Source organism: Alcaligenes parafaecalis, assembly GCF_026344135.1.
GTDB classification, from domain to species: Bacteria; Pseudomonadota; Gammaproteobacteria; order Burkholderiales; family Burkholderiaceae_B; genus Alcaligenes; species Alcaligenes parafaecalis.
This window is the reverse complement of the sequence record NZ_JAPKNA010000001.1, coordinates 813,593-835,924: the sequence shown is the minus strand read 5'-3', so window position 1 is coordinate 835,924 and position 22,332 is coordinate 813,593. Positions and strand designations below refer to the sequence as shown.

Genomic DNA, 22,332 nt, shown 5'->3' with positions numbered 1-22,332 from the left:
TGCAGTGCTCAGTGTTGTGCAATGCTGTTCAGGCGCCGCGTTTCGGTCATTGGCTGCGGCTTTATTGTGGAGAGCACAGCAAAATTTTATTTATTTAATTCCATCTCTATTTTTATCTGAACGAAAGTGTCTGCTCGCATATCGGGTGATACGTAAATAGGCTTCACGGTTTTCTGAAATTCTTGCGGGTTAATTTAATATGCCTACTGATATATTAAGTATGTTTTCTTAACTTGCTGATTATATGGAGTAAGTAGTTTTAATTAGTCGCCTGGATTGATTGACGGTAATTGCTTGATCAATATATCTTTGCCTGTGATATTTTTTACTTTGGCTTTATTAATAATTAAAATTAGAAAAATAAATGCCGAGGTTCTATTGGCTTTGTGGTGAATATTCTGAATAGGGAGATATTGAGATGACCGTTAAAGCGAAAGTAACGAGTGTTGCCATACAGCCAGGGCTCTCATGCGTCTTTCTTGGCTACAAGTCCTCTGGCATTACTGCCAAGGACAAGAGCCATCGAGAGCTTATAAAGTCGTATCCTGAAGGGAATAAAGATGATTGGGCTGGGTTCTATGTGGCTGAAGACCGTACGACGGCAGAGGGATATTTGCCGGATTCCTTGCCAAAGAACGGAACCGGCGATGCCTACATAAACCTGATCTACATCGAGGCATCCACCGTCAATAATTTTGACGGCAAGGGCAAGAAAACCCAGTTTGTAGATATTACGGGTAGTGAAATAGCGGATCCCGGTGTCCCTCAGAAAGAAAAAGCCAGGCTGGTCAAAAAAGCCTTAAGTGACATAGGAATTCAAATTCCCGAGAGTAAGCCGCTGATTGAGACTCTTGGGCTGCAAGGGTATATCTACAGAGGTCCTCACACAGCGACGGAACTGGAAGTTATCATTCCCTTCAACTTTATCAACGCCAAGTTGGCTATCTCTTTGGCCAACTTGCAGTCCTTTAAATTCAAAGGCCACTTGCAGGTGGGTAGTCCCGTGCTGAACCCGGCGCTCGGAATCACGAGCCCGGATACACCGATGCAGACGAAACCGGCTTTGTCTCTGGCACTTTAGAGTAGACAGGTCGAGATTGATCTGAGCTTCAAGGGTTATGGAAGGCAAGCCACCTATATCCGCGTCCCGGCACGCAACAGTTCTGCATAGACAGCGTCGAGCTTAGGTGGAACCAGGTGTTGTAGCGTTTGTCGGGTACGCCGAACTCAGAGGGGAAAAACGCTTTTTACGTGCTTTCTATTGAGATTTGATTTTCAACGCCGTCTACAAGCTGCATTGAGACAGGCCTTGCCACTTTCTTGAGCACCGAATACGACGATGCCTGCTGTACCGTGCTCTTTGCTGAATCTATGCAGCTCATCCAGCTTGGGTGTCAGCGTTAACACATCCTGTGCGGTAGGCAGTTGAATGGGCCTGATGTTCACAAACCTGGGTGTGATGGCAGACAGGGCAGGGGTCCCAAGAATGTCTTGAACGCGCTGGATTTCTTGGGCGTTCAGCTCTGTAGCCTGTAGGTCAAAAGACAGGGCAATATATAGCAAGGGCTTGTATCGACAGCATGCAGGAGTTCAGTTTTAGTCTCAAGCAGGGCAGGGCTTGGATTTTCGCCTTATGATGCCTTCAAACTGTATGCTGGAGATAAGTAGATGGGCTTAGCGTCAGATTATCCAATCATGTTGATTACCGGCGGGAGTCGTGGGATAGGTGCAGCGACAGCGCGTCTGGCGGCAAGACAGGGCTACAACATTGTTTTTAGCTATGTCACAAGCGAATCTGATGCCGTGGCTGTTGCCGCTGATGTAGAGGTGGCAGGTCGCCAAGCTTTTGCTGTCAACGCGATTGGTCCCATGCTGTGTGCGCAACAGGCAGCCAAACGTATGGCTTATCGCCATGGCGGGCAAGGCGGCTCCGTGGTTAATGTCTCGTCAATAGCGGCCAAGCTTGGCAGTCCGAACGAATACGTGGATTACGCTGCTTCAAAAGGAGCCTTGGAGACTTTCACTATTGGCTTTGCTAAAGAGGTTGCTCGAGAAGGGATTCGTGTCAATTGTGTTCGGCCTGGACATATTTATACGGACATGCACGCCAGTGGCGGTGAGCCGGGCCGTGTGGAACGTTTAAAGGACAGCATTCCGATGGGCCGTGGCGGTCAGCCAGAGGAAGTGGCGCGTGCAATTTTATGGCTAGCCAGCGCTGAAGCTTCCTTTATTACTGGAACATTCCTGGACGCAACAGGTGGCAAGTAAGCATGGGGATCAAGTCCAGCGACCTGGGAGAAATATGCAGGCTGGATAATTATAAATATCGCATAATGTATATTATGTAAAGTCAGTAATGGATAAGGATTCACATCGATTCTCGTCCACCTCCCTCCTGGAGTCTCTCTTACCCAGATTATTTTCGCTCTGAAGGTAGTTATGTTTTCCTTTGCATGGTTATAGTGAGCAGCTACGTAAACCGGAGCAATGCACCATGGGCCATGTATTACAGTTTGCCGAACGCGATCCCAGTTTGAGTGATGACCTGGCCAAGGAGCAGATTGAAGTTCTGCGTGAAGCCTTGCTTACCAAACAGTACGAGCGACTGGATAAAGCGGATCAAACTTTGTTGATCGTGGTGGCCGGTATGGACGGTGTGGGTAAAGGCTCCGCTATCAATACCTTGAATACGTGGTTGGACCCTCGCCATGTGCATACCTTGGCATTCGGCAAGCTCAGCGAAGAAGAAGCCATGCGCCCTTTGATGTGGCGTTATTGGAATAGCTTGCCCGCTCGTGGTCAGACGGGCTTGGTGTTTGGTTCCTGGTATGCGCCTTTAATGAAGGAGTTGGGCCGTAAAGAGCCCGACCCGGCCAAGATTGCACTGTATACCCATCTGATCAACCGTTTTGAAGCTCAACTGGCGTATCAAGGTGTGCAGGTTCTGAAGTTATGGTTCCACCTATCGGCCCAGGCTCAACTAGATCGATGCGCCACCTTGATGGCCGACCCTAATACGGCATGGCGTGTCAGCAAGGCTGACCTGAAAGTTCATAAGCAATTCAATCGTTTGCGCAATGCCGCTACGCAAACCATTAACCTCACCCATCGTAATTACGCCCCTTGGGTCGTGATCCCCAGCGCTGATCAAAACCTGCGTGATGTGTCATTGGCAAAAGTGGTTTTACAAGCGATGGACAAGCCCATCGTTCCGCGTCAGGTGAAAGAACCCCATGCTTTCCCATTCCGCTTGAATGTGCCGACCGCTTCACTTCAGTCCCCTCCTCCTGTAGAGCCTGTGCAGGATTACGATGCTGAGCTTTTGCATTGGCAGGGCCGCTTGTCCTGCGCGGTACGCAGCAAAGCCTTCCGCAAGCACTCTTTAGTGCTGGTTTTTGAAGGACGGGATGCGGCGGGTAAAGGCGGCACGATTCGTCGTTTGACCGAAGCTCTGGATGTGCGCACCTACGATATCCACCCTATTTCTGCCCCTAACGCTGTGGAGCTGGCGCGCCCATATCTATGGCGTTTCTGGCGCAAACTACCGCGTTTGGGTGAAATCTCGATTTTTGATCGATCCTGGTATGGCCGTGTGTTGGTCGAGCGAGTGGAAAAATTGATTTCCCGTGCCGCCTGGCATCGTTCGTACGAGGAACTCAACGAATTTGAGGCGCAGTTGCTGGCTAACGGCACTGCCGTGATCAAATTTTGGCTGGATATTGATAAGGACGAGCAGCTTAAACGCTTCAAGGCCCGCGAGGAAACGCCCTTCAAGAATTACAAGATTACGGAAGACGATTGGCGTAATCGGGGAAAATGGACGGCCTATCAACGAGCTGCAGAGGAGATGTTCGCCCAGACAGACACCCACATGGCGCCTTGGCATATTGTGCCCAGCAAGGACAAAAAAGCGGCACGGATTCAGGTGTTGCGTACGGTAGTGGAAACGCTCGAGTCTTTGGATGAGCACATGATCAGCTTGAATGAGCCCGCCTTGTCTGATCAGGTCAGTGAGCAGGTATAACAAGAACAGGCTGTGATGATGCGTAAGCCGCCTTGAGTTTGAGTGCTAGCCATTCAAATTCAAGGCGGTTTTTTTGTATGTATTGCTTTATTGGAAAGGAACAGATTGAGAATCTGCCCTCTGCCTTTTGCCTCCCCCCTCCCTTCCCCTGTTATCAGGTTTGCTCACAATCTGGGCTGATCTGTTGTATTCCCCCCGCTGTAATACTGGCCAGGCACTGAATAAAAAACATAACAGTGATGAGGTGGGTAGCCTGCTTGGCTCGTCGCGCTCAGCGTTAAAGAGGCTTGTAAACCCTTGCAGGACGAGGGTTTGAATGTTTTCGCCAGCCTTCCCTCCTGCTTTCTAGCAGAAGTAAACGCGCTTTCGTAAAATGAGCAAATGTTCATTGACTAAACATTAGTGCTGTCATAATCTATGCCTCGATCCCGGATGCAGAACATCTCAGTTCCTGATCCGACCTACTCACAAAGGTTCTTAATGCTGACTATCGACACGCCTGACGCCCCTGCTGCCATCGGCCCTTATTCGCAAGCCAAGATCTACCAAGGCATTCTCTACACCTCCGGGCAAATTCCGCTAGACCCTGTCACGGGCGAGATTGTTGGTCTGTCCATCAAGGAGCAGACCCTGCAAGTGCTGCGCAATATTGAAGCGGTTCTTGGTGCTGCGGGTACCTCGTTTGAACATGTCATCAAGACCAGTTGTTTTCTGGCTGATATGGCGGATTTTGCAGTGTTCAACGAGCTGTACGCCGAGCGCTTCACGTCCAAACCTGCCCGTTCCTGCATCGCTGCCAAGCAACTGCCTAAAGGTGTGTTGGTAGAGATCGAGCTGATTTGCGCCCTGCCTGAGCAACGCTAGGCCTCACTTGCTTGGGAGTGCGGCGATCAAAGAAACAGGTTTTTGCCATTTCTTGATTGAGTGCCTCCTGACCCCGGAGAAGACATGAGTTCCGTTTCTGAAAATAAAATCAAAAAACCAGCCTTTGGCATGGCAGCCCTGGGTTTTTTCCTGCCCTTGGGCTGCGTGATTGCGTTGGTCATCAACAAAGCGCCCATCGTGATGGCTTTGTTGGCTGCCTTGTGCGTTTCCAGTGTGTTCAGCCTGTATCTGGGCTATCGCTGGAGAGATATTCAGGATGCCGCCATTACGGGTTTGAGCCGTGTGTTGCCTGCTACGTTCATGATGATTCTGGTGGGCATCATGATCGCCGTCTGGATTGCGGCGGGCAGTGTGCCGACTTTGCTGTACTACGGCATCAGCATCATTAATCCAGGCTATTTTTTGCCGCTGGCCTTTCTGGTCTGCATTCTGACCTGCCTGACGACCGGGACCTCGTGGGGAACGGCGGGCACAGTGGGTCTGGCATTGATGGGAGTAGCCGGTGGGCTGGGGATTCCGCTGCCTATTGCGGCTGGCGCCATTATTTCCGGGGCCTTGGTTGGAGAAAAAATGTCGCCTATCGCGGCGACAACCATTTTGACTGCCGCCAGCACAAATACCAATCTCATCGACCATATCTTGTCGATGATGAACACCACGATCCCCGCGGCTGTTATTAGCCTGATCTTTTTTACGTATATGGGCCATGTCCATGTTGCAGGCTCGAATGATTTGCATACCGTCACGGAGCTGATGGCGGGATTGCAGGGTGCCTTTTCGATCAGTCCAATTCTTCTGGCCCCGCCGTTGTTTGTTCTGGTGTTGAGCGCCATGCGCAAACCGGCCATCCCCGTGTTTATTGGTGGCATCGTGTTGGGTGTGATTTGCGCGATTGTGTTTCAGGGTGCCGAGCTGATCACTGTGCTCGATAGCGGCATGAATGGGTTCAAGCTGCAAAGCGGTATTGAGGCAATCGATTCGCTCCTGTCTCGTGGCGGCGCGGTCAGCATGGCCACTACGGTGTATTTATGTGTATGCGCTGGTATTTTCAGCGGTATTTTGGATCATCAAGGAATCGTCACCACCTTGCTGGATGGTTTGCTGCGCCATGCGCGTAGTGTGGGTGGCCTGATTCTGTCGACAACGGTGGCATGTCTGGCCCTGATGTTTGGTGGTGCAGGACAGTACTGCACCTTGACCTTGCCCGGCGTGGCTTTCCGTAAAGCGTTTGAGGATAGAGATGTCCATTCCAGCGTCTTGTCCCGCACGATGGAAGATAGCGGCACCATGGTGGGTGCGATTATTCCATGGGATGTGTCTGCCTTTTTCTATGCGTCTGTCTTGGGCGTCAGCATGCTGGACTATGCCCCTTACACCCTGATTGCATGGATGACTCCTCTGTTGTCCGTCCTGTGCGGCTATCTGGGGATCGGTATCTTCCGAGCCAATCAGCGCATTCGTCCATTGACCTTACGCGCACCTGCTACTAACTAATAAGGGGAAAATGTGAAATACGATTTTGACCAGGTTCTGAGCCGTACCGAGCTTTCCACCTCCAAGTGGGAGCAAGAAATTGCTCGATTGAATCGGCCTGATCTGCTGGCTTTTGGTACGGCAGATATGGACTTTCGCTCGGCAGAACCGATTGTTGAGGCCTTGACCGCCACGGCTCGACGGGGCCATTTCGGATACCCCTTTAAACCACAAAGCTATTACGAGGCCATTATTGGCTTCTGCGCACGGCGCTTTGGATGGCAGATCCAGCAAGAGTGGATTAGCGGGGCAACCGGGGTCTATGCTGCCTGGAATGCCGTGGTAGAGCGGCTGTCGGAGCCTGGGGATGAGATTATCTTCCAAACCCCGGCGCACCATATCTTCAATGAATCTATTCTGGCCATGGGACGTGTTCCTGTAGAAAATCCCCTGATTGTGCGGGATGGGAAATACGAGCTGGATCTGGAGGGGTTGGAAAAAGTGATTACTGCACGCAGCAAACTGATGCTGCTGTGTAACCCTCATAACCCAACCGGGCGGGTCTGGACGTTTGAAGAGCTGTCAGCCTTGCAGGCGCTATGTCTGCGTCACGGGATCGTGATGGTGACCGATGAGATTTATGCAGGTCTGGTGCACCGTGAGCACACGTTCACGCCGGCAGCTTCCATCTCTTCGGCTGCCTCCAACAATACGATTACTCTGACCTCGGCCAGCAAAACCTACAACACCACGGGTTTGAAGCACGCTTTGGTGATTATTGAAAATCCGGAACTGCGCCAAGCTTATTTTCAGGGTCAGCAACGCAGCAATATGTATTACGGGGGCTCCTTGTTTGGTCATGTGGCCACGGAGTTTGCCTTGCGCGATTGTGACGACTGGAATGAGCAGCTTGTTGAGTATATTGAAGGGAATGTAGCCTATGCCAGTCAGGCTCTGGCCCGCTTGTTTCCCAAGGCAACGGTTTATCAGCCAGAAAGCACGTACTTTTTGTGGGTGGATATGAGTGCTTATGCGGAGTCGTCCACCGCCCTGCTTCAATGTATCGAGCAGCGGCTAGGGGTCACCATTACTTCAGGTCATACGTTGGGTACGGGGGGAGATCGCCATATCCGCATCAACCTGGGTTGTCCCAGAGTGCAATTGGAACAAGCCGTAATGCGCATCGAGCAGACCATGCTGGCATAATGTAGCGGATCTACTAATCCCGAACGCCCCCTTATCAGGGGCGTTTGCTTGAGCCCTATGACGACATCACCCAGAGCCACTATCCAATCCATCAAGCTGAGCGCGGCAGAGCGGGCCATTCTGGACTCCTATGTTTCTTTGCTGGATGGTTTTGCCAGCTATTTTGGGGATGGCTATGAGTTCGTCTTGCACAGTCTGGAGAATCTGGATCGCTCGGTGATCAAGATAGTGAATGGTTTTCATACGGGACGTGAAGTGGGTGCGCCGGTGACCGATCTGGCGTTGAACATGCTGGCTCAGATTGAGTCACAGAGCGGCCCTACCCACATTACCTATGGCAGTCAGACCAAGCGCGGGGAACCCTTGCATTCCAGCACGATTGCGATCAAGGGCGAGAAAGGCCGGATTATTGGCTTGTTATGCATGAACTTTCATCTCAACACCCCGCTGCGTCAGGTGTTCATGAATATGTTCCAGGCCGTCTCGGGCTCCTCGGCACCCGTGCAGGAAAACTTTGCCATGAATGTGGGCGAGTCCGTGTCGGAAGCGGTGGCGGCGGCCAAGCTGAGCGCCGAGCGTGAAGGCGATGTGACCACCCTACTTCGTAATAAACGCATCATTACGATTTTGTTTGAGCAAGGTATTTTCAAACTGAAAGGATCGGTGCCGCGAGTGGCACAGATTCTGGGCATTTCACGTAATACGGTCTATCTGCATTTACGGGCCTTGCAGGAAAAATAAGGTTTTGCACGATGAGTCGCACCGCCTGGATACGACGCGATCTTCAGGTCTGAAGTTTGGCCCCTGATAGAGATCCTTATAAATCCTGCCTTGCGGCCAGACTGATTATTTTGTGCCAGCGTTTGGCGTCTGCCGGATGAGCAGGCTGAATGCTCCAGTCTTGTGCGGGGTTACGCAATGACAGCCGCAATCCCCTGCCCTCTTGTTCTACCGCCGCTATATCCGCAAAGATAAAGGTGCGGGTGCCCTGCCCGGTTTGAATCTGACCACGTTTTTGCAAGGCATCCAGGCGGATCAAGCCATCAGGTAAAACCAGCTCCAGAATGCGCTGACCCTGCTGTTTTTTGCCGTGAATGGCTACATAACGGCGTCGCCACATAATAAACGGAGCCAGCAGAATGGCCGCTGCGATCACAAGGCTCAAGATCGCGGCGATGACACCGGCGCTGGCGCTGACCAAGCTAAAAAGCTGCATTCCACCATACACAAGCGCCGCAATAATCGCGATAAAAAGCAGTACGACGATAACTGGCATGGTGGAAGGCTCCTGCGCTTAGCGGGCTTGAACTTTGACGGTCGCTGCGGCCCGGCGGGCGTTTTCACGCGCGGTTTCCAGGTCGGTGTCGGCCGCCAGAGCAACACCCATGCGGCGTTTTTCAAAGCTTTCGGGCTTACCGAACAGACGGATATCTGTTTGTGGGATGCGCAGGGCTTCCGCCACATTCAGGAAGTCCACGTCTTGGGCATCAACACCGCCATAAATCACGGCGCTGGCACCGGGCATGCGCAAGGCGGTATTGACGGGCAGGCCCAGAATGGCGCGTGCATGCAATTCAAATTCAGACTGCCATTGGGTGGCCATAGTCACCATGCCGGTATCGTGTGGACGGGGGCTGACTTCGCTGAACCAGACCTGATCGCCCTTTACAAACAGCTCTACGCCAAACAAGCCTTGGCCGCCCAGGTTCTGGGTGACCGCCTGAGCGATATCGCGTGCGCTTTGCAGGGCTTTGGGGCTCATGGGTTGAGGTTGCCAGCTTTCTACATAGTCACCATCCACTTGTTTATGGCCGATGGGGTCGCAGAACTGGGTTTCGATCTGGCCGTCTGCGCCGACGGCACGTACCGTCAGCAAGGTGATTTCGTAGTCGAAATCAATAAAGCCTTCCACAATCACGCGGCATTGGCTGACGCGGCCACCTGCCATAGCGTAGTCCCAGGCTTTGGCAACATCGTCGGGGCCACTGATTTTGCTTTGGCCTTTGCCCGAGCTGCTCATCAAGGGTTTGACGACGCAGGGGTAGCCAATCTTGTCGTCGATGGCGGCTTGCAGCTCTTGCAGCGACTCGCAGAATTGGTAGGGGCTGGTGGGTACGCCCAAGGTTTCAGCGGCCAGACGGCGAATGCCTTCACGGTCCATCGTCAGACGAGCGGCACGGGCTGTGGGAATGACACGAACTTTGCCCTGCGCTTCCAACTCTTCCAGCACGCCGGTGGCGATGGCTTCAATTTCGGGAACGACAAGAGTGGGTTGTTCTTTTTCGATCAGGGCGCGCAGCTGCTCGGCGTCACTCATGGTGATGGTGCGCGAGTGATGGGCCACTTGCTGGCCGGGTGCGTTTTCATAGCGGTCCACCGCAATGGTTTCAACCCCCAGGCGTTGCAGCGCAATCAACACTTCTTTGCCCAGCTCTCCCGAGCCCAAGAGCATGATTTTGTCCGACGACGACGATAAAGGGGTGCCCAACAGGCTCATGGCGCGTGCTCCGCTGAAAGTAAGAAATTCAAAAGCGGTATTGTAATGCAGGCAGTGCCCGGTTTCTTTTTAAGCAGGACGGCTTTGTCCGCTCTGCTGGCACAGTGGCTAGCAGAGCGGCGCTTTTCAAGGTTTTAGTCGGCTTTGGGGCCGGGTGTTTCTTACTCCACCATCAACTGCGCCATCATGCCCAGATCCTCGTGCTCCAGAATGTGGCAATGGAACATGCGTAGTCCGGGTAGTTCCTGGCGAAACGCCAGGCGGATAGTTTCATTAGGGCGCAAATTGACCGTATCGCGCCAGGCACGGAAAGCTTCGGGTACGGACTGCATGCCTGTTTGACGCGCCATCACCTGAAACTGGGTTCCGTGCAGATGGAATGGGTGATCCATATGGGAGTCATTGATCACATCCCAGTATTGCCATTGTCCGGTCGGGCAACGCAGGTCAATCCGGTCCATGTCGTAGACCTTGTTATTGATGCGGAAGATGGAGCGCATGGCTGCCATATCCGGCATCATCTGCCCGCCGCCCATTCCACCCATATCGTGTTGACCCATGCTGGACGAGGCTGAGGAACTGCTTTCATGGCCAGATTGCATGGGCATGTTGTGGGGCATGACTTCGCTAAAGACGACTTTAGCCGTGCTGGAGGCAGCAGGAATGGCCGTAATGGTACGCAGTTGCTGGGGAAGCTCTGTTTCTTGATGACGGATTTGTAGTGTCGCCAAGGTCAAATTCTCTCGACTGTCCTTTGTCATCATTTTTTGTCGGTCGTAGTACAAGGCTTGCAGGGTGGTATCCAGGTCTTGATCGGTCTGGATGAAGACCTCCATCCGTTCGGCCGGTGCCAGCAAGATGGAATCGACTGCAGGTCGGGGCTGCTCCAGCAGTCCACCATCCGTTCCCACTTGGACCAGACGCGCGCCAGGCACATGCAGATTCAAATAACGAGCGGAGCAAGAGTTCCAGACACGAATGCGCTCGCCAGTATGGGTCTGTATCCGTGGCTGACGTTGGCCATTCAGCAGCACAAACTGCCCTTCCCTGCCGTCCATCCAGTCTGGCCCCGTGTTGGCCGGGATATGAGCATTGATATCCAGACGCATATCACTGATGACCCAGTGCTGTTCGGTGTACTGCTTTAGCGGATCATCGGAGGAACGAACAATAATGGTGCCGCCCAAACCATGGGCGACTTGCTCGCCACTTTTGCCATGAGGGTGCGGGTGATACCAGTAGGTGCCTGCACACGCGTCGGGCAAGGTAAAGCGGTAGTAGCGGCTTTGCCCTGGCAAAACCGGGTCTTGCGGGTTGCCATCCTGATCTGAAGGCACAGGCAGGCCATGCCAATGAATGGTGGTAGCTTGATCAAGCTGGTTTTCAAACTCGATTTCTACCTGGTCGCCCTCGTAGAGTTCGATCAAGGGGCCAGGAGCCTGACCGTTATACAGCCAGAGCTCCGTGGTTTTGCCATCGGCCAGCACCGCTTGTTGGGGAGAAGCCGTAATTTTGGCTTGAAACAGACCCTTTTTCTGACTACTGTTTTTAAGTACAGTCAAAGGTTTTAGAGCCTGGCCTGCTGGCATTTTTTCTACGGGCATCAGGCCTTGAGCTGCCGTCATGTTGCTGGCGGACATGGGGCCAGACATAGAACCATGGTGCCCCATCATGCCTTGAGCCCAGCCTCGCATAGGAAGGCTGCTCAAGAGGCTGGCACCCAAAGTCAGTTTGAAAAAATCGCGTCGTTGCATGGTGTATTCCTACAAATCATCAATAGCAGTGCGCCGCCCTCGCCCACGAATAAGGGGCTGGCTTCTAGAGGCCAGGGAGCGGCAATGAAAACGAGATGATCAGGACCAGCGTGGAGGGGGTTGGGCAGGCCCAACCAGACGGGAGATGTAGTTTTGATGCAGGGGGACTGGAGGGAAGGCAGGCTGTAAGGCGGCTGCTTTCGGTTCTGGCGCTTCGACCGCCAGACAGGCGCAGCAGCCGCTTTTCTGCGGGGTGCCGCAGTGATTCGGGACATTGTGGCCAGACTGTGTTGGGGACACATGTGCCGTATGGATGCTTGTTCGTTCAGTGTGCTGATGCGTAGTTTGGGCAGCCACCGTGTTGCTCAAACCAAAACAGAGCAGCAAAACAATCAGGCTGCTCAAAAGCAGCCAGCCTAATGTTTTGTGGGGTGTGTGCGGTGCGAACAGCATGAATAGGAGCTTAGCACGAGGCCACGGCTATCCGTTTGCGTTAAAACAGATCGTTACGCAGGGCAGACTCTACTAGATAAGAGTCTGTGACGTAGCAGTTTGCTTGGAGTCCTGAGGCTAAGCTGGGCGTTGCGACGCTCTCATCTACGCAGCCTACTACTCGGGCTCGTTTTTAATCAAACGCCGCTTCAATCGTACAGGACGAACTTGCTGAGTCTGGGCTTGTTCCAGCTCTTGCTTGAGCTGTTGGGCTTTCTTGCGCACTTCCTCATTTTCTCGTTCCAGCAAGGCGCTACGAGTACGGAGCAACTGCAATTGTCCCTGCATTTCTTTGGACAGGCTGTGGCTGATGTCCAAGGCGGCCTGCATAGCTCTGCGCTCGCCCTGCTCTTGCCCTAACTCCTGGCGCAGTTTCTGCAACTGTTCTTGTTGCTTGTTCAGCTCCTGTTCGTGAGTTTGTCTTTGGGCCTTGTTTGCCTGTTCGGCCTCTTCTATTTGCTGACGCAAACGAGTTTGAACCGAGCGTTCTTTGTCGATCTCCAGCAGAGCACGGCGTTCATTGGCTTGAGCGCGTTCTTCAGTCAGCTCAATCGCCTTTTGGAGCCGTTCCAGGTCTTGGGTGAATTGCTCTCCTTGGCGACGCAGTTCTTGCTGAACGAGCTGCCTTTCAGTTTCAAGTTCGTTTTGCCGTTGTTTGGCGTGCAGCAGGTCTTGCTTCAGGGCGGCCTGTTCCTGGCCAGCCATCTGCAGCTCTTCTTTCAGTTGCTCTATGTTGGCTTGTGCACTCTTTAAGGCGCCCTGCTCTGCTTCCAGTGCCTGCCGGGCCTCCTGAGTTTGTGCCAATGCCTGGGCGATTCGTTCGTCTGCCTGCGTTTGGTAATGCAGCATCTGCTGTTTGGATTGGCTTATGGCTTCTTGCCAGATACGGCCCAACAGATCTCCCGTCAGGGTTTGCAGCGCTTCCGGCATATCGGCTACATCCAGCCGAACACGGCTTTTATCCCGCAAATCTTCCCAGAACGTCTGTAGTGCTTGTGCGGGCGCGCTCATGCTGCCTTTGCGCACCAGTTGGTACAGCTTGTTAGCCGTTGGTGTGACGCCATAGCGAAAAAACAGGAGTGCGGCCACTTCTTTATACAAAGTCTGCGTATGGCTGAAACGATCACGTAATTCAGCGACATCGGCCAGGATTTGGCCCTCATTGGGCTGGTTTTGCTCCATTTTTCCACCTCTGATGATAATTTAATTAATAATACAACGTAATATATAAAATTATCAACAAATCAGATTCTGTAATTTGACATTATCTCTATAATGTCAAATATTCAGCCTTGGATAAGGCCACATGCAGCCATACAGGTTCATCGCTCCTGCCCTGCTCTCCCCACGCTCTCGTTTTCTTGCGACTCTATGGAAATAGCCAAAACTTCACCCCCGATCGATCTGGGATCAGACGATATTGCTCAGTTGCTGGCTCGCTTTGATGGGCGGCAAGGCGCGAATCGTTCTTTAGGTGGACGTGCTCAGATCGAGGCCCAAACCGATATAGAGGCTTTGCGTGCCTGGTTGGCTCGCTATATAGATAGCCCGCGTACGTATGCAAACTATCGCAAGGAAGCAGAGCGTCTGCTGCTCTGGGCGGTGCTGGAGCGTCGCAAGGATCTTTCGTCCTTAAGCTTGGAAGATATCCTGGCCTATCGTCTGTTTTTAGCGGACCCGCAACCCGCACATCGCTGGGTCGTGCAAGGGCGGTCGCGCCCTGCCCGGCACCATGCGGCATGGCGACCTTTTGCGGGCCCTTTGTCGGAAAGCAGCCGTCATCAGGCTTTGTTGATCTTGAACTCCTTGTTTAGTTGGCTGGTTCAAGCTGGCTACTTGGCAGGCAATCCTTTGGCTTTGTCCCATCAGGGGCGTCGTCAAAAGCAAAAGGCCGCCCCTCAACAGCGGTATTTGAGTCGACAGCAATGGCGTTGGGTGCAGGACTACATCCAGTCTTTAGCTGAAGATACGCAGAGCGAGTTGCGCTACAAGGCCCGTGTACGCTGGCTTTTTTCTATTCTGTACGGCGGTGCATTACGTATTTCGGAACTGGTGCAAGCTCGTATGGCCGATGTGCAGGAACGTGCAGACGCGGGAGCTTCAGCCCAATGGTGGTTGCATATTCATGGCAAAGGCGACAAATGGCGACGGGTGCCGTTAACGCAGGAGCTGTACGGTGAATTGATGCGTTATCGGGAAGCGCATGGCCTGAAAGGACCACCTCAGGCTTTGGAGTCCTACCCTTTACTCATGTCAGCCGGTGCGACGGACAAGCATTTGACCCGGGCAATGGCACATGTGCTGGTGAAACAGGTTTTCCAGGGCAGTGCTGAGCGTTTACGGGCTCTGCATCCTGATCAGGAGTCTCAGGCACGGGTTCTGGAACAGGCGTCCGCACACTGGCTTCGCCATTCGGCCGGTTCACACCTGGCTGATCAAGGGGTGGATCTGCGTATCATCCGTGACACGCTGGGCCACGAGTCCATTGCAACCACCAATATCTATCTTCATGCGGATGATGACCAACGCCATCAAGCCCTGGAGCAGTCACATAGCCTGGGTTGGCAATAAGGCGCCGTCCCTACGCCCGCCTCTTCATTAAAAAAGCAGGCGCCGGAGCCGGGCCACAATGCGGTAGGATACGACTCCCGGCGCGGTACTTCTGTTCCCAGCCGTGGTAGTCACAGGAAGATCCTGCTATCGCCGACCCTTGGAGTACACATCCCTTATGGATACTTTTAATGTCATGCGCACGTTTCGACGGATTGTCGAATTGGGCGGGCTGGCCAAAGCGGCCGAGGATTTAGGGATATCGGCAGCAGGCCTTAGCAAGCAATTGCGGACACTGGAAGCCCATCTGGATACGGTGCTTATTCAGCGCACCACGCGCAGCATGAGCCTGACGGAAACAGGCCGCAGTTATTACGCAGAATGCTGTCGGATACTGGATGAGCTGGACGCTTTGGAGCGTTCGGTGAAACAGCAATCGCAGCGGGTGGCAGGCACCCTGCGCGTGAATGCCCCCTTGTCTTTTGCGCTTAGTGTTCTCTCTCCGCTTATTACGGATTTTCTGCGCCAGTACCCGGATTTGAAGCTGGAGCTGGTGATGGAAGACCGCATCGTGGATGCCGTGGCGCATGGCTTTGATGTGTCCGTGCGCTTGCGCAGCAGTCTGGACGACTCCACTTTGATCGCCCGCCGCTTGGCCACGCTTGAACAAAAGCTGTGTGCGGCGCCTGTGTATTTGAAGCAGCATGGCGAACCACAGACACTTCAGGATCTGCGCGCGCACCAAATGATCAGCTACAGCCTGGCCCATACCCAAGGCATAGTGTTTGATAGCGATTTTGAAAACAGCACACCCAGCCCTCTTCAAAGCCATACCGCGCTGCTGTTTGCAGGTGAACATAGCCAGGTCAATAACAGCCTGATGCTGCGGGATTTTCTGATTGCAGGCTTGGGTATCGGCGCTTTACCGTCTTTTCTGGCGGACCCCGCTATCGTCAATGGGCAGTTGCAGCGTATCTTGCCCGACTTCGTCAATGAACCCCGCCATATCTATGCCGTCTATCCAACCAATCGTCACTTGCAGCCCAAGGTCAAAGCCTTTGTGGATTATCTGGCGGAACGGCTGCCTGAAGCCATGTCCGCTGCCTCCTAAGCGGGCTTTCTAAACCTACAGTAAAAACTGTTTGCACCGCCACGTGCTTATTCCCAGCCCTTGGGATTGCTATTGTGATGACCATATTACAAGGACATCACAATGCTGCTTCAAACCCAGAATGACAAGATCGCTTCCCCGGACGTCGCCTCCCCCGACACCGCCACGCCTGCCCCTCTTGTTGCCCCTCTGATTATTGATTTCTTCCATGATGCCGTCTGCGGATGGTGTTATGTCATGTCCCCTCGGCTACGCCAGGTTGCTGCCGAACTGGGGATTCACGTTCGCCACCATACTTTTGTGCTGCAAGATAGCCGCGAGCAGATGGTGCAGGCTTTTGGCTCCATGGAGCGCGCCAAACACGAAATCCTTGGGCACTGGGCCGCCTGCGCTCAACAGGATGATTCCCAGTCCATCAATATCGACGGCATGCGGGCGCAGAGCTTCGAGTACCCCAATGGCATGCTGTCTGCACTTGCCTGCCAGGCGGCCCATTTACTGGCGGGAGATAAAGGCCATTGGGACTACTTCGATGCGGTGCAACGCGCCCATTTGAAAGACAGTCGCAATATTGGTGATCTGGATACCTTGCTGGCTCTTGCCGTCGCGCAAGGTTTTGACGGTGCTGCTTTTTTGAGTGCCATGGACAGCGAACTGGCTCATCAACGGGTGCAGGCGGACCGCAGCGAAGCGGCACGGCTTGGTATCCGCTCTATTCCCACCTTGCTGGTTTCCTCTCCCGAGACGGGTGAGGTGTTGGCGCGTCTGCAGACCCAATCTGTCGATCTTCTTAAAAACCGTTTGCAAGCACTGCTGTAAACGGTTTTTCCCTCTTTTCCTTCTTATACCCCCTCTCTTACAAGGACATCCCATGTCTATTCGTTTCTCTCACCGTCTGCTCGGTTTGTTGCTGGTTGGTGCAAGCAGCCTCAGCGTCTCTTTAGCTCATTCTGTTCCCCAGACCAGTGCTGCCCCGTCCTTGAGTGGGCAGGAAGTGGGTATCAGCCCCTGGGGGCCGGACGATGAAATTGGCCGCCTCAACCTGATTACCCCCGCCTCTCGCGCTGCCATTCTGTCTCGTCTGGATGGCTCGAAAGTGTATGACTTGGCCACTGACTATTATTTGGGCATGCCAAGCTGGCAAGATGCGGGCGACCCGCATTATCAGTTCTGGATGACCCATACCCCACGCGGTACTGAGATCGATGATCCGATGGGTGTGGGTAAAGACATGAACACCGTTCGTAGCTATACCGGTACGGCTTTTTCCATGTATAGCCATACCGGCACGCATATCGATGCGCTGAACCACTTCGGCATTCATGGGGAAATCTGGAACGGATTCAAGGCGGATGAGCATCTGGGTGATCGTGGCTGGAACCGTACTGGCATAGAGAAATTTCCGCCCTTGATCGCCCGAGGTGTTCTGATCGACGTGGCGGCTGCCAAAGGCGTAGAGATGTTGCCCGACCAATACCGCATTACCCGCCAGGATTTGAAAGATGCCCTGGCCCGTCAAAAAACGGTACTGAAAGAAGGCGATATTGTGCTGATTCGCACAGGGCGCATGAAGCTGTTCAATGACCCCAAAGCCTATATGAATGCCCCTCCCGGCATGGGTCTGGATGCGGCCCGTTATCTGGTTGAGGAAGGCGGCGCCATGATCGTAGGTGCAGACAACTTGAGCTTTGAGACCTTCCCGTCTGAAGTTCAGGACGACTACGTGCCTTTGCACACCTATCTGCTGGCCCAACAGGGAGCCCCGATTATTGAGTTGATCGCGCTGGACGAATTGTCCAAGGACAAGGTCTACGAGTTTGCCTTTATTGGTGGTCCGCTGAAAATCCGAGGTGGTGATGCCGCTCCCTTGCGCCCCGTCGCCATTCCGCTTCGCTAAGAGAGTAATGAACTCAAAGGCACGCTAAAAGGCCTGCGTTGCGACAGGTTTTGATAAAGGCTATCGCGTTTGGCTGCTATCAGACACCGCTCAATATGCTACTGTTAGCCAGGTTTGAATGCGCCGGGCGCCTGTTGGAAAGGCGCCCGGCTTTTTCTTTATGGAGTGCGTAATGACTTACACCGTTTATCTGTCCGGCGAAATTCACACGGATTGGCGCGAGCAGATTGCTCAGGGTGCAAAGGCAGCAGGACTGGATATCTGTTTTACCAGCCCAGTAACCGACCACGATGCCAGCGATGCGGCAGGCGATCACCTGGGTCCGGCCAGTGAGGGCTTCTGGCGTGATCACAAATCCTCCAAAATCAATGCTATCCGTACCCGGACCTTGATTGAGCAAGCTGATTTGGTGGTGGTTCGCTTCGGGGGCAAGTACAAGCAGTGGAATGCCGCTTTTGACGCCGGTTTCTGTGCGGCCTTGGGCAAACCGTATGTGACTTTGCATGCCGAAGACATCATCCATCCTTTGAAGGAAGTCGATGCCAGCGCACAAGCCTGGGCGACATCACCCGAGCAAATCGTGGAAATCCTGCGCTATACCTTGAAAGCCTGAGTGATGAGGCCCAGAACGGGACAGGCCTGATCCAGAGCGGATGCGGGCCTTTCTGTTCAAAGAAAATGCCGCCCTGGTGGACGGCATTTTTTACGCTTGTAGTTTAGCTGCGTGACTGCAGGTCTTTACCAGACGTACTTCACCCCAGTTGGAAATAAGAATAAATAGGCCTGTCTTTAAAACGACAGGTTTTAAATGGCGTGTAGGGTGGCGATCCTGCGGTTGGGCGGCGAGTACATGTACCTAGGCGCTCCGGAACAGTCTAATTTTTAGAATTGGAATCGCTATGGCTATCCTTGATAAGTGCCGCTTCGGATTAACTATAAAATAAATTAATACTATCCAATTCATCATTCTTTCTGCTTCTTATGCTGCCTACAATGCGCTCCTACTACTGCTTAGTCGCAAATAGAGGAGACAAAATATGAGTGGGTCCATGTCGGGTCAGATTACCCAATTTGAGAATGTGCCGTTTCGGCGCTTTCACCTTCGTGTGGGGTCGACAGCCTGCGGAGGGCAGTTTGCAGATGGTTTTGAGCTGGGAATTATTGGTTTGGCCATTGCCCTGGCGGCAGTACCGCTGAACCTGAATGCCGTCTGGATGGGTTTGTTGGGAGCGGCGGCCTTGGCGGGGCTGTTCCTGGGTAGCCTGGTATCGGGCGTGATTGTGGACCGTGTGGGTCGACGCAAGATTTTTGCATGGGACATGCTGTTTGCCGCCGTGCTCTCGATTGCCCAGTTTTTTGTCACCGAAGCCTGGCAAATGCTCTTGTTGCGTTTTGCTCTGGGTGTGGTGCTGGGCTTTGATTATGTGGTCAGTAAAGCGCTGTTGACCGAGCTCTCGCCCGTGCGTTTTCGAGGTCGCCTGTTGAGCATCATGGCGATTGCCTGGGTGGCTGGCTATGCCTGCTCCTATGCAGCCGGTTTTTTGCTGCGTGATCTGGGGCCTGATGCGTGGCGTTATATGTTGGTGGTTAGTGCTGTACCGGCCTTGCTGATCTTTGTATTCCGACTGGGCGTGCCGGAGTCGCCGCTGTGGCTGATCCGCAAGGGTCGAATACAAGAAGCGCAGGAGATTGTTCGCAAAAAACTGGGCGATGGCATCGTGTTGCCGGAGGCTGGTCCTGTACCGCAAAAAACAGGTGGGGAATGGAAAGAGCTGTTTTCCAAGAAATGGCGCAAGAACACGGCAGTGGGTGGCATCTTCTATGCTTGCCAGGTGATTCCCTACTTCGCTCTGGGCACCTTCTTGCCCAAGATCCTTGAGTCGCTCAATGTGACAGACAAGTATGTCGGTGGTCTGACCTATAACGCCTTCCTGCTTCTGGGTGCGGTCATCGGGACCATGGTGGTAGACCGAATTGCGCGCCGCTCCTTTCTGATCGGTACGTTCATTGCTGGTGCCGCGGTCTTGTCCGTGATGGCGGCCGGTGTGCTGGACTCGACGGGAGTGATTATCGCGTTTGCCCTGTTTGCCTTGATTCTGTCGGCCTCGGCTAATCTGGAATTTATTTACCCACCTGAGCTGTTCCCGACGCATCTGCGTGGCACGGGTGTGGGTTTTGCTACCGCGACCAGCCGTTTTGGTGCAGCCATCAGTACCTTCCTGCTGCCCAGCATTGTTCAAAACCATGGGGTTTCCATTGCTCTGGGAGCGTGTGTCGTCGTCCTGCTCTTCGGTGCTTTGGTCTCGTATTTGTGGGCCCCTGAAACATCGCGCATGAGATTGGCTGATGTCTAACACCCACCCTCTCGTCCCCCATGAATGGCAAAGCGCTCAAGGCTTTGAAGAGTGGACGCAGGAGACCTTGCTGGCCTATCTGGAGCAAGCAGGCATCGGGTTTGAACGGGTCAACCACCCGGCCGTGTTTACGATGGCGGACTCCGCCGAACTGAACATCGCCTTGTCCGGACGCCGCTGCAAGAATTTGCTGGTGCGAGACAAGAAGAACCGGGTCTTCTTTCTGGTGGTGCTGGCGCCCGAGACCAGTATTGATCTGGCCGCCTTGGGGCAATTAATGGGGGCAGGCAGATTGTCCCTGTGTCCTGCCGAACAGATGCACGAGCTTTTGCAGGTGGCATCGGGGGCTTTGAGTCCGTTTGCACTCGTTGGAGATGCCCAGGCGCAGAAAGTCCGTTTGTTGTGGGATGCGAGCTTGTCGGGTGAAGTCCAGTTTCTATTTCACCCGCTGCGCAATACCGCCACGGTTTCTATCAGCCAAGAGGATTTCAGCCGATTCCTGGTTCTGACGGGCCACCGGATGGAAACGGTCGCTATCCCCTCTCGCTCCCACCCTGCCAGTACATAGCCGGGATTTTTTCAAAAAACAGGACATTGATGTTCAGAGTGCTCTGCCCGTCGTGGGTGGAGCACTTGTCAGCATTGTAGGAGTAAATATGGAAGTGTCTTCTAACGTTGAGTCAGTACGTACTGAAAATGATTACGTGGGCCAGGTATCCATTCCTTGCAGCAAGTATTACGGCGTCAATAGCGTACGGGGTAAGGACAATTTGTCCGTCTCGACCCAAACTGTGGGCCACTACCCTGCTTTTATCCAGGCTTTTGCGCAGGTGAAGTGGGCAGCCGCCTTGGCCAACCGGGACTGCGGTGTAATCAGCCCCGAGATTGCCAATGCGATTGCGCAGGCTTGCCAGGAGTTGCTGGATGGGAAACTGGCTGATTCCCTGATTGTGGATCTGATGGAAGGCTCGGGTGGGACGTCCACCAATATGAACTTCAATGAGGTGATCGCCAATCGAGCCCAGGAGATTCTGGGCAAACCTGTCGGTTCTTACGAGGTGGTGCACCCGAATGACCACGTCAATCGCTCTCAATCCACCAATGATGCGTACCCGTCTGCTCAGAAAATGGCGACGTATGACATGCTAGCGGGTTTGATTGATGCGGTGGGCGAGCTGGGCCAGACCTTCAGCCAGAAAGCTGCGGAGTTTGCAGATATTCTGCACCTGGGCCGCACCTGTTTGCAGGACGCTCAACCCATGCGACTGGGTCATGTGTTTGAAGGCTATGCCGCTCTGGCGCAACGCTTGCAAGCGGAGCTGGTAGCAGTACGTGAAAAGCTATGCATTTTGCCACTAGGCGGCACCGCGATTGGCACGGGCTTTGGGGCTCCTGAGGGTTATCGTGCAGCGGTGTATGCCCACTTGGCGAAGCTGACAGGTGTTCGCTACCAGGCACCGGACAATTCGTTTGATGCCATGCAGAACATGGATACCTTCTCCCGAGTCTCGGCCGAGTTGCGTACTTGCGCAACGGCCTTGGCTAAGGTCGCCGCAGATCTGACTTTGCTGTCTTCCGGGCCAACAGGTGGCTTGGGTGAGTTGCGTTTACCAGAAGCCCAGGCCGGTTCATCCATCATGCCCGGCAAGGTCAATCCGGTTCTGCCTATGGCCATGATTCAGCTCAGCTTTGCGGTCGTGGGTAATGATGTGGCTGTGGCGCAGGCGGTGCAGTATGGCGAGCTGGAAATCAACCATTTCGAGCCGGTCGTGGCTTCGCGGATTTTTGACAGCATCCATATGTTGACTCAAGGCATTCAGCGCTTTAATTGCCTGTGTGTCGCTGGCATCTGCGCGGACCGCACTCGCAATGAAAACCATGTGTTGCGCTCCATGGCAGTTGCCACGGCTTTGGTACCCACATTGGGCTATGCCAAAGTCAGCAAGCTGGCGCGTCAATCGGTCGTAGAGCAGCGACCCTTGCTAGAAATTCTTGAAGAGTCCGGGGTCCTGTCTAGAGAACAGGCTGTGCAGGCAATTCAGAAGGCTTCTATACCCGTGTTTTGATTATGTTCTTGTGGCTCCCTAAG

General features: G+C 53.6%; 19 protein-coding genes. 15 read left to right on the top strand and 4 right to left on the bottom strand.

Annotated features, from left to right (window positions below; all coding sequences use genetic code 11):
* Window positions 1–418: 418 nt before the first annotated feature.
* The 7 genes from OSH09_RS03860 to OSH09_RS03830 all read left to right on the top strand — a co-directional run bounded on the left by OSH09_RS03860 (window position 419) and on the right by OSH09_RS03830 (window position 8,329).
* Complete coding sequence (locus OSH09_RS03860) at window positions 419–1,081, top strand: hypothetical protein (RefSeq protein ID WP_266120219.1); 663 nt, start codon at window positions 419–421, stop codon at window positions 1,079–1,081.
* A 587-nt stretch (window positions 1,082–1,668) separates the two neighbouring features.
* The gene (locus OSH09_RS03855) at window positions 1,669–2,268 is read left to right on the top strand and encodes an SDR family oxidoreductase (RefSeq protein ID WP_266120218.1); all 600 of its coding nucleotides are present in this window, start codon (window positions 1,669–1,671) and stop codon (window positions 2,266–2,268) included.
* A 226-nt stretch (window positions 2,269–2,494) separates the two neighbouring features.
* Window positions 2,495–4,024: a polyphosphate:AMP phosphotransferase gene (pap, locus tag OSH09_RS03850; protein WP_266120217.1), complete on the top strand. Its 1,530-nt coding sequence runs from the start codon at window positions 2,495–2,497 to the stop codon at window positions 4,022–4,024.
* 480 nt (window positions 4,025–4,504) lie between these two features.
* Window positions 4,505–4,888 carry a RidA family protein gene (locus OSH09_RS03845; protein ID WP_266120216.1) on the top strand — a complete coding sequence of 128 codons (384 nt, stop codon included), beginning with the start codon at window positions 4,505–4,507 and terminating at the stop codon, window positions 4,886–4,888.
* Window positions 4,889–4,972: 84 nt separating this feature from the next.
* Window positions 4,973–6,403 carry a Na+/H+ antiporter NhaC gene (gene nhaC, locus OSH09_RS03840; RefSeq protein WP_266120215.1) on the top strand — a complete coding sequence of 477 codons (1,431 nt, stop codon included), beginning with the start codon at window positions 4,973–4,975 and terminating at the stop codon, window positions 6,401–6,403.
* Between the two features lie 12 nt (window positions 6,404–6,415).
* Window positions 6,416–7,588 (top strand): MalY/PatB family protein, encoded by a 1,173-nt coding sequence (locus OSH09_RS03835; protein ID WP_266120214.1) that lies wholly within the window; start codon window positions 6,416–6,418, stop codon window positions 7,586–7,588.
* 57 nt (window positions 7,589–7,645) lie between these two features.
* Window positions 7,646–8,329 (top strand): helix-turn-helix transcriptional regulator, encoded by a 684-nt coding sequence (locus OSH09_RS03830; protein WP_266120213.1) that lies wholly within the window; start codon window positions 7,646–7,648, stop codon window positions 8,327–8,329.
* Between the two features lie 76 nt (window positions 8,330–8,405).
* Here the strand turns inward: OSH09_RS03830 and OSH09_RS03825 are convergent, their stop codons facing one another.
* From OSH09_RS03825 to OSH09_RS03810, 4 genes are all read right to left on the bottom strand, one after another.
* Window positions 8,406–8,864 (bottom strand): hypothetical protein, encoded by a 459-nt coding sequence (locus tag OSH09_RS03825; protein WP_266120212.1) that lies wholly within the window; start codon window positions 8,862–8,864, stop codon window positions 8,406–8,408.
* A gap of 18 nt (window positions 8,865–8,882) precedes the next feature.
* Window positions 8,883–10,085: a formate-dependent phosphoribosylglycinamide formyltransferase gene (gene purT, locus OSH09_RS03820; RefSeq protein ID WP_266120211.1), complete on the bottom strand. Its 1,203-nt coding sequence runs from the start codon at window positions 10,083–10,085 to the stop codon at window positions 8,883–8,885.
* A gap of 161 nt (window positions 10,086–10,246) precedes the next feature.
* Window positions 10,247–11,839 carry a multicopper oxidase family protein gene (locus OSH09_RS03815; protein WP_266120210.1) on the bottom strand — a complete coding sequence of 531 codons (1,593 nt, stop codon included), beginning with the start codon at window positions 11,837–11,839 and terminating at the stop codon, window positions 10,247–10,249.
* A 609-nt stretch (window positions 11,840–12,448) separates the two neighbouring features.
* Window positions 12,449–13,513 carry a DNA-binding protein gene (locus OSH09_RS03810; RefSeq protein WP_266120209.1) on the bottom strand — a complete coding sequence of 355 codons (1,065 nt, stop codon included), beginning with the start codon at window positions 13,511–13,513 and terminating at the stop codon, window positions 12,449–12,451.
* Window positions 13,514–13,702: 189 nt separating this feature from the next.
* Between OSH09_RS03810 and OSH09_RS03805 the strand changes: the two genes are divergently transcribed.
* The 8 genes from OSH09_RS03805 (at window position 13,703) to OSH09_RS03770 (ending at window position 22,309) form a co-directional block, all read left to right on the top strand.
* On the top strand, window positions 13,703–14,902 hold the full coding sequence (locus OSH09_RS03805) for a tyrosine-type recombinase/integrase (RefSeq protein WP_266120208.1): 1,200 nt from the start codon (window positions 13,703–13,705) through the stop codon (window positions 14,900–14,902).
* 157 nt (window positions 14,903–15,059) lie between these two features.
* On the top strand, window positions 15,060–15,992 hold the full coding sequence (locus OSH09_RS03800; RefSeq protein ID WP_266120207.1) for a LysR family transcriptional regulator: 933 nt from the start codon (window positions 15,060–15,062) through the stop codon (window positions 15,990–15,992).
* Between the two features lie 102 nt (window positions 15,993–16,094).
* On the top strand, window positions 16,095–16,811 hold the full coding sequence (locus tag OSH09_RS03795; protein WP_266120206.1) for a DsbA family oxidoreductase: 717 nt from the start codon (window positions 16,095–16,097) through the stop codon (window positions 16,809–16,811).
* A gap of 52 nt (window positions 16,812–16,863) precedes the next feature.
* On the top strand, window positions 16,864–17,889 hold the full coding sequence (locus tag OSH09_RS03790) for a cyclase family protein (protein WP_266120205.1): 1,026 nt from the start codon (window positions 16,864–16,866) through the stop codon (window positions 17,887–17,889).
* A gap of 172 nt (window positions 17,890–18,061) precedes the next feature.
* Window positions 18,062–18,502, top strand: a complete 441-nt coding sequence (locus tag OSH09_RS03785; RefSeq protein ID WP_266120204.1) for a YtoQ family protein — start codon at window positions 18,062–18,064, stop codon at window positions 18,500–18,502.
* A gap of 424 nt (window positions 18,503–18,926) precedes the next feature.
* Complete coding sequence (locus tag OSH09_RS03780; RefSeq protein WP_266120203.1) at window positions 18,927–20,243, top strand: MFS transporter; 1,317 nt, start codon at window positions 18,927–18,929, stop codon at window positions 20,241–20,243.
* Window positions 20,236–20,811 (top strand): prolyl-tRNA synthetase associated domain-containing protein, encoded by a 576-nt coding sequence (locus OSH09_RS03775; RefSeq protein WP_266120202.1) that lies wholly within the window; start codon window positions 20,236–20,238, stop codon window positions 20,809–20,811. Before OSH09_RS03780 ends, OSH09_RS03775 begins: the two co-directional genes overlap by 8 nt.
* An 88-nt stretch (window positions 20,812–20,899) precedes the next feature.
* Window positions 20,900–22,309, top strand: coding sequence for an aspartate ammonia-lyase (locus OSH09_RS03770; protein WP_266120201.1), 1,410 nt, complete (start codon window positions 20,900–20,902; stop codon window positions 22,307–22,309).
* The last annotated feature ends 23 nt before the right edge of the window (window positions 22,310–22,332 follow it).